Source organism: Campylobacter concisus (genome assembly GCF_002912895.1).
GTDB classification, from domain to species: Bacteria; Campylobacterota; Campylobacteria; order Campylobacterales; family Campylobacteraceae; genus Campylobacter_A; species Campylobacter_A concisus_G.
The window spans coordinates 23,401-29,770 of sequence record NZ_POZX01000034.1; the positions used below are offsets into that span (position 1 = coordinate 23,401).

General features: G+C 40.8%; 7 protein-coding genes. 2 read left to right on the top strand and 5 right to left on the bottom strand.

Features of this window, described 5'->3' with window-relative positions; translation table 11 throughout:
• Position 1: 1 nt before the first annotated feature.
• The 5 genes from CYP51_RS04340 to aroQ are packed head-to-tail and all read right to left on the bottom strand — an operon-like array spanning position 2 to position 4,213.
• Positions 2–868 carry a P-loop NTPase gene (locus tag CYP51_RS04340; protein ID WP_021090665.1) on the bottom strand — a complete coding sequence of 289 codons (867 nt, stop codon included), beginning with the start codon at positions 866–868 and terminating at the stop codon, positions 2–4.
• Positions 861–2,228, bottom strand: a complete 1,368-nt coding sequence (gene flhF / locus CYP51_RS04345) for a flagellar biosynthesis protein FlhF (protein ID WP_103624519.1) — start codon at positions 2,226–2,228, stop codon at positions 861–863. Before flhF ends, CYP51_RS04340 begins: the two co-directional genes overlap by 8 nt.
• 10 nt (positions 2,229–2,238) lie before the next feature.
• Positions 2,239–2,715, bottom strand: a complete 477-nt coding sequence (folK, locus tag CYP51_RS04350) for a 2-amino-4-hydroxy-6-hydroxymethyldihydropteridine diphosphokinase (RefSeq protein ID WP_103624520.1) — start codon at positions 2,713–2,715, stop codon at positions 2,239–2,241.
• Positions 2,712–3,737, bottom strand: a complete 1,026-nt coding sequence (locus CYP51_RS04355; RefSeq protein WP_103624521.1) for an aminopeptidase P family protein — start codon at positions 3,735–3,737, stop codon at positions 2,712–2,714. The genes folK and CYP51_RS04355 overlap by 4 nt, the downstream gene beginning before the upstream one ends.
• On the bottom strand, positions 3,734–4,213 hold the full coding sequence (gene aroQ / locus CYP51_RS04360) for a type II 3-dehydroquinate dehydratase (protein ID WP_072594732.1): 480 nt from the start codon (positions 4,211–4,213) through the stop codon (positions 3,734–3,736). Before aroQ ends, CYP51_RS04355 begins: the two co-directional genes overlap by 4 nt.
• 85 nt (positions 4,214–4,298) lie before the next feature.
• On the opposite strand from aroQ, the gene mqnF reads away from it, so the two are divergent.
• Positions 4,299–5,516 carry an aminofutalosine deaminase family hydrolase gene (gene mqnF / locus CYP51_RS04365; RefSeq protein ID WP_103624522.1) on the top strand — a complete coding sequence of 406 codons (1,218 nt, stop codon included), beginning with the start codon at positions 4,299–4,301 and terminating at the stop codon, positions 5,514–5,516.
• Positions 5,504–6,367 (top strand): signal peptide peptidase SppA, encoded by an 864-nt coding sequence (gene sppA / locus CYP51_RS04370; RefSeq protein WP_103624523.1) that lies wholly within the window; start codon positions 5,504–5,506, stop codon positions 6,365–6,367. The genes mqnF and sppA overlap by 13 nt, the downstream gene beginning before the upstream one ends.
• Positions 6,368–6,370: the final 3 nt, after the last annotated feature.

A 6,370-nucleotide genomic window follows, 5' to 3' on the forward strand; every position in this document is an offset into this window, starting at 1 on the left:
ATCAAAATTGTTCTATCAAACGCTTAAAGAAGCCCCCAAAGCTCCTGCTTTGCTCATCGTTAAGCACTTTTCGTTCCAACCTATAAAGTAAATTCGAAGCTATCTGTTTTATCTGAGCACTAGGCTCAGCATAAGCAGCGTCGTCTGTAAAAAGCGTTCGTTGTTTTATGCTTCTTGAAACATTCTTATCAGAAGCCACAAATCCTATAAGCTCTAAATTCAAGCTTGGCCCAATATTTGCATTTGCCACTCGCTTTATATTTTCATAAATTCTAGTCGCTTCCGCCTCATTTTTTACCATATTTAGCAGTAAAAGCTCGCTATTTTTAAACCTTGAAACGATCTTTATAACCGCATACGCATCGGTTATCGCCGCAGGGTCAGGCACAGTCACCACGACAACCTCATCAGCCGCTTCTAAAAACAGCTGTGTACTACCGCCTATGCCAGCTCCGGTGTCAATGATCAAAAAATCAAGCTCATCAAGCTCGCTCGCCTCATCCAAAAACCTCTCAAATAAAAATTGATTGTTAAATTTCAAAATTTCATCACCACTCTCGCCAGGGATAAGGATCAAATTTTTATTTATAGGTATCAAGATATCTTTTAGGCTGCACTCGCCTTTTAGCACGTGAAGTAAATTTTTACCCATTTTTACATTTAAGATGACATCAAGGTTTGCAAGGCCAATATCAGCATCAAATAGTCCTACTTTATAGCCATTTTTTGATAAAACATTTGCCAGATTTGCACTTATCGTACTCTTACCAACACCGCCTTTGCCGCTAGTTATCGCAATAAAATGCGTATTTTTACTCTTGCTTTGAGACTGGACTAAATTTTGTAATTTTTGCGCTTGATTATTCATCGCTAGCCTTTTGCTTTGTAAAGCCGTCAAACACGCACTCTACTAAAAATTCGCTCTTTGCCTCCACAAGATCATCAGGCACCTCTTGACCCACGCTAAAGTAGCTAACCGGCGTATTTGTCTCATATATCAGCGAAAAAACATTGCCAAAAATTTTTGTCTCATCAAATTTGGTGATTATCAGCGTGTCAATATCCAAAAATGAAAACCCATTATAAATTTCTATTAGATCTTCAACCTTTGAGCCAGCCGAAAGGACCAAATTTACATCGATCTTTGCACCACTATGCTTTAAAAATTTATCAAGCCTTTCAAGCTTTTCTTTGTCATACTGAGAATTTCCAGTCGTATCAATAAGTATCACATCACAATAATTAAGCTGCTTTATAGCATTTTGAAAGTCATCTATCTCGATAACATCGAGAATAGGCAGCTTCATCATTTTAGCGTATTGAAATAGCTGCTCAACCGCTCCAATACGGTACGTATCAAGCGTGATAATCCCTGTTTTATAGCGTTTTTCATTGCCGTAAGCAAAACGAGCCGCGAGCTTTGCAAGAGTTGTCGTCTTGCCAACTCCAGTTGGGCCAACTAGCATCATAATACGTTGTTTTTTATCGTTTGGCTCTTTTCTACAAGGTAGCATATTGCGTAAGAGTGAGTAGAAATATCTTTTTACCGCGGTTGGATTGCTCTTCATTGACACTGGCAAATTTTCAAGCGTCGTTTGCATGATAGCCTCTAAATGCTCCTCTTTCATGCCGCTTTGTTTTGCGAGTTTATAGATGCTAGCAAACTCTGGCGGGATCGAGAGATTATTGCGATTTGGGGCTTTCTCGTCCCAGATCATGTCAGTTATCAGCCCTATTTTTTCGCTTAGCACGCTTACTTGCTTTGCCACATCGTCTATTTTTTTATTCATACCATTTGGTATGCTCGACTCTTTATCTTTGACATCATCGATATTTACATTTGCGATCGTGCTTATCTCTTTTGCAGCGGCAGAGATATTTAAAAGCACGCTCTCGTTTGGATCATAAGGCTCGGGCGATGTTGTCTTTGCCTCAAATTTAGCCGGCTCCTCTTTTATCTCAAATTTTGGCTTAGCAGGTTCATAGTTTTTATTAAATTTAGAATAGGCATTTTCGTAATTTATGGCTTTTGTATTTGGTTTTGGGGGTTGCTTCACATCGTCTTCTTCGACGCTTACTAAAATTTCATAAAGCGGTTTTTTATTTATCGTTTTGGCTTGAATCTGTTTTGTAGTAACTAGTATGGCCTTTTCGCCGCACGTTTCTTGAGCCTTTTTCAAAGCCTCGATGGTGCTCTCGCCTGTAAAAGTATGAAATTTTGTAGCCATTTATATCCTTTTAACCTCTCATAAGCCCTAGTGGCACGATCACGCTAAGCCTCTTATCAGCTCCTGGGTGCGGGACGATAAGGCGCGGCGTCTTATAGACTTTTTTACTAAAATACAAAATATCTAGATCAAGCGTACGTGGCGCATTTTTAAACGTCCTGACACGCTTAAATTTACTCTCATAGTGCCCCAAAATTTTTAGCAAATTTCTAGGGCCCATAGATGTTTGTAAATTTATAACAGCGTTACTAAAGTCATCCTGCGCTTCATAACCAAACGCCGCATTTATAAGTATCGGCGAGACTTCAACTACGTGAAAACGCCTATCTTCACTAATCGCTCTTATAAATTTATCAAACCTCTTTGCGCTATCGCCGATGTTGCCACCCATGCCAACTAGTGCCTCATACTTAAACTCATCTCTTTTATGAAAAAAACTGGGGCAAAAACGGCTTTTTACGATCTTTCTTGCTCCAGCTAGCCTCATAAAATTTCGCACCCACTTTCTCTTGCGACCACCACGTCCTCGATGCGCACACCAAATTCATTTTCTAGATAAATTCCAGGCTCCACGCTAAAGACCATGCCCTCTTTTATGAGCGTTTCGCTTTTTGCTGAGATAACTGGGAGCTCGTGTATATTGACACCCACGCCGTGTCCTGTCGAGTGAAAAAAGGCCTTTTCATATCCAGCCTTTGCTATCACACTTCTTGCTGCAAGGTCTATCTCGCACGCCCTAACGCCAGCTCTAGCGACCTTTATCGCAGCGGCCTGAGCCTCTTTTACGATCTCGTAAATTTCTTGCATCTTGGCGTTTTTAAATTTTTGCTCCTTTGAGAAGTTGAAATTTTCATCAAAGCAAGCAGTTCTGGTGCGATCAGAGCAGTAACGCTTAAATTTAACCCCAGCGTCAAGTAGCAACAAATCGCCATTTTTTAAAATTTTATCCCCAGGCAGCGCATGCGCCTTTGCGGCATTTTCGTTTATTGCCACGATCGGATCAAAGCTAAGACCTAGCTCGTTTTTTTGCCTAAAGATGAGCGAGGCGTTAAAATGAAGCTCTTTCTCACTCATTCCTTCGCCATTTTCACGCACAAATTTAGCAAATTCGTCAAAGCATTTTGCTCCAAATTCGCTAGCCTTTTTTAAAATTTTTATCTCATCTTCGCTCTTGCAAATTCTCTTTAGCCTAGAAAAATTTGCCTTTGGTTTGAAATTTATCTTAAAACCTTTGCTAAGCGCATTAAACTCACTTAGGCTTAGCTCATCTGGGTTAAAAACGAGGCTACTTGGCTTCATCTTTCTTAAAAATGCCCTGACCTCGCTTATTAAATTTCTCTGCGCTAAAAGAACGACCACGCCTGCATTTACGCAGCTTTTTGCCTCAAAATAATACCTCGCATCCGTAAAAAAGTATTTCACGCCATCAAGGCATAGCAAAAACTCATTGTCGCAGCTGTAGCCACACTCGTAAAATACGGCGTTTTCGTCCTTTAAGATGAAATTCATTGTGATTTTTGATTTGCTCTTACTGCTTTGATTTGCTCAAAAATTTGAAGCATGCCTATCATCGCCAAATGATAGCCAACTGGTCCAAAGCCCACGATCTGGCCTGCCGCAACTGGTGCGATGAGGCTTTTGTGACGGAATTCTTCTCTTCTATAAACATTGCTGATATGCACCTCGATAACTGGCAAAGCAACCGCACTTAGCGCATCACGGATGGCAATAGATGTGTGAGTGTAAGCGGCTGGGTTTATGATGATGCCGTCAGCATCGCCCAAGCACTCTTGGATCTTATCAACTAGCTCGCCCTCAAGGTTGCTTTGAAAAAACTCGATCTCAACGTCATTTTGATCGGCTACGATCTTCATTTGAGAGTGGATATCTTCCATCTTCATAACGCCATAAATTCCTGGCTCTCTAGCGCCAAGCATATTGATATTTGGGCCTTGGATAACCATTATTTTTAGCTTCTTATCCATGTCACTCCTTTTTGATTAAATAGCCCAAATTATACATTTTCGTTCCTAAATTTTCGCTACAATAACAAAAATTTAAGGCTCAAATGTGGAAATTTTAAAAGCAAAAAAGATCATCACTGGCGGAGAAAATCCAAAAATTTTAAGAAATTCTTGTGTCGTTATTGATGATGATAAAATTTTAGAAATTTTAAGCGAGAAAGAGGCGCAAAAGAAATTTAAAGAGGCTAAAATTTGCGACTTTAGTGATAGCGTGGTTGCTCCAGCCTTTATAAACTCGCACGTTCATTTGGAGTTTAGCTCAAATGTTAGCACGCTGAAATATGGTGATTTTATAAAATGGCTTGGCTCTATCATCGATAAAGGTGGCGAGCTATCTAGAATGGACGCTAAAAAAGCGATGAATGAAGCCATAAATTCGCTGCTAAAAAGCGGAGTTTGTGCCATTGGCGAGATATCTAGCTTTGGCTCTGAGCTTGAAATTTTAGCTGCTAGTCCACTAAAAGTCGTGCTTTTTAGTGAAATTTTGGGCTCAAGCGAGCAGATGATTCAGCAAAATTTGCAAAATTTCTTAGCCAAATTTGAAAAAACAAAGGGCTATAAAAGTAAAAATTTTACCCCAGCTATCTCGCTGCACTCGCCCTACTCTGTGCACCCAAAGCTCGCCAAAGCCGCCCTTGAAATGGCTAAAAAAGATGATCTTCTTGTTAGCACGCACTTTTTAGAGAGCAAGGCTGAAAAGCAGTGGCTAGAGCGTGGTACTGGCGGCTTTAAAAAGCATCTTTTAAGATTTAGCCCTGATCCAAAGCCGATGTATGACGCAAAGGGCTATTTTGCGATGTTTCGTGAGATAAATACACTATTTACGCACTGCGTTTATGTGAGCGATTTTGCTAAATTTAAGCCTCATCACAGCGTGACGCACTGCGCCGTTTCAAACAGGTTGCTTGGCAAAAAGGCGCTAAATTTAAAAGAAATTTTTAAAAATAACGTTAGCCTAAACATTGGCACAGACGGCCTTAGCTCAAATATTAGCCTAAATTTTTGGCATGAACTAAGAGCTGCCCTTTTTACCCACGCGAGCCTTGATCTAAACGAGCTTGCCACTAGGCTTTTTGTCGCTGCAACGCATGGGGGCGCAAAGGCACTTAGGACAAATAACGGCGAGATAAAGGCGGCTCGCGCAGCCGATCTTGCTATCTATAACGACCTAGAGTGCGATGATAGCGAGCTAATACTTCAGCTCATACTTCACACAAATGAAGCCAAAAAACTATATATCGGAGGCAAAATTTGCAAATTTTAAGGCTTATTTTTAGAGGGATTTTGGGAATTTTTAAATTTATAAATAACTACTTTAAAGCGCTAATATTTTTACTCATCTTATTTTTTATATTCACACCAGATGGCAAGATGAAAGAGCCAAATTTAGCCCGCATCGACATCACAGGCACGATAATGGACACAAGCGAAATTTTAGATACACTCGAAAAAGCAAGGCTGGATAACAACATCAAAGGCGTGCTACTCTACATCGACAGCCCAGGCGGTGCGCTAAGTCCAAGCGTGGAGCTAGCCATGGCGGTCAAGCGGCTAAAAGAGAGCAAAAAAGTGCTCGCATACGCAGCTGGCAACATGGCAAGTGGCAGCTACTACACTGGCGTAAATGCCGACATTATAGTAGCAAACCCAGGTGCTTTCATAGGCTCGATCGGCGTCATCATGCAAGGGGCAAACATCGAAAATTTAGCCAAAAATTTAGGCGTGAGCGAGCAGGTGGTGAAGGCTGGCGAGTTTAAAGAGGCTGGCACCTTTATGAGGAGCTGGAGCAAGCAAGAGCGTGAGAGCTTGCAAGGGCTCGTAAATGACGCTTATATGCTCTTTGTAAGTGACGTGGCAGAGGCTAGAAATTTAGATATCAAGAAAAAAGATGAGTGGGCAAATGCAAGGGTCTTTTTAGCTCACAATGCCCTAAAGATAGGGTTAATTGATAGCCTTGGTAGCTACATAGACGCTCAAAACGAGCTAGCTAAAATGAGCCTCGTAGATGAGCCAGTTTGGCAAGAAAAACCGCAGATCGAAAAGATAATGGAGAAATTTACAAAGCAAGGCATAAACTCGCTTTTTAATGCATTTTTTGAGACAAAGCTTAGATAATTT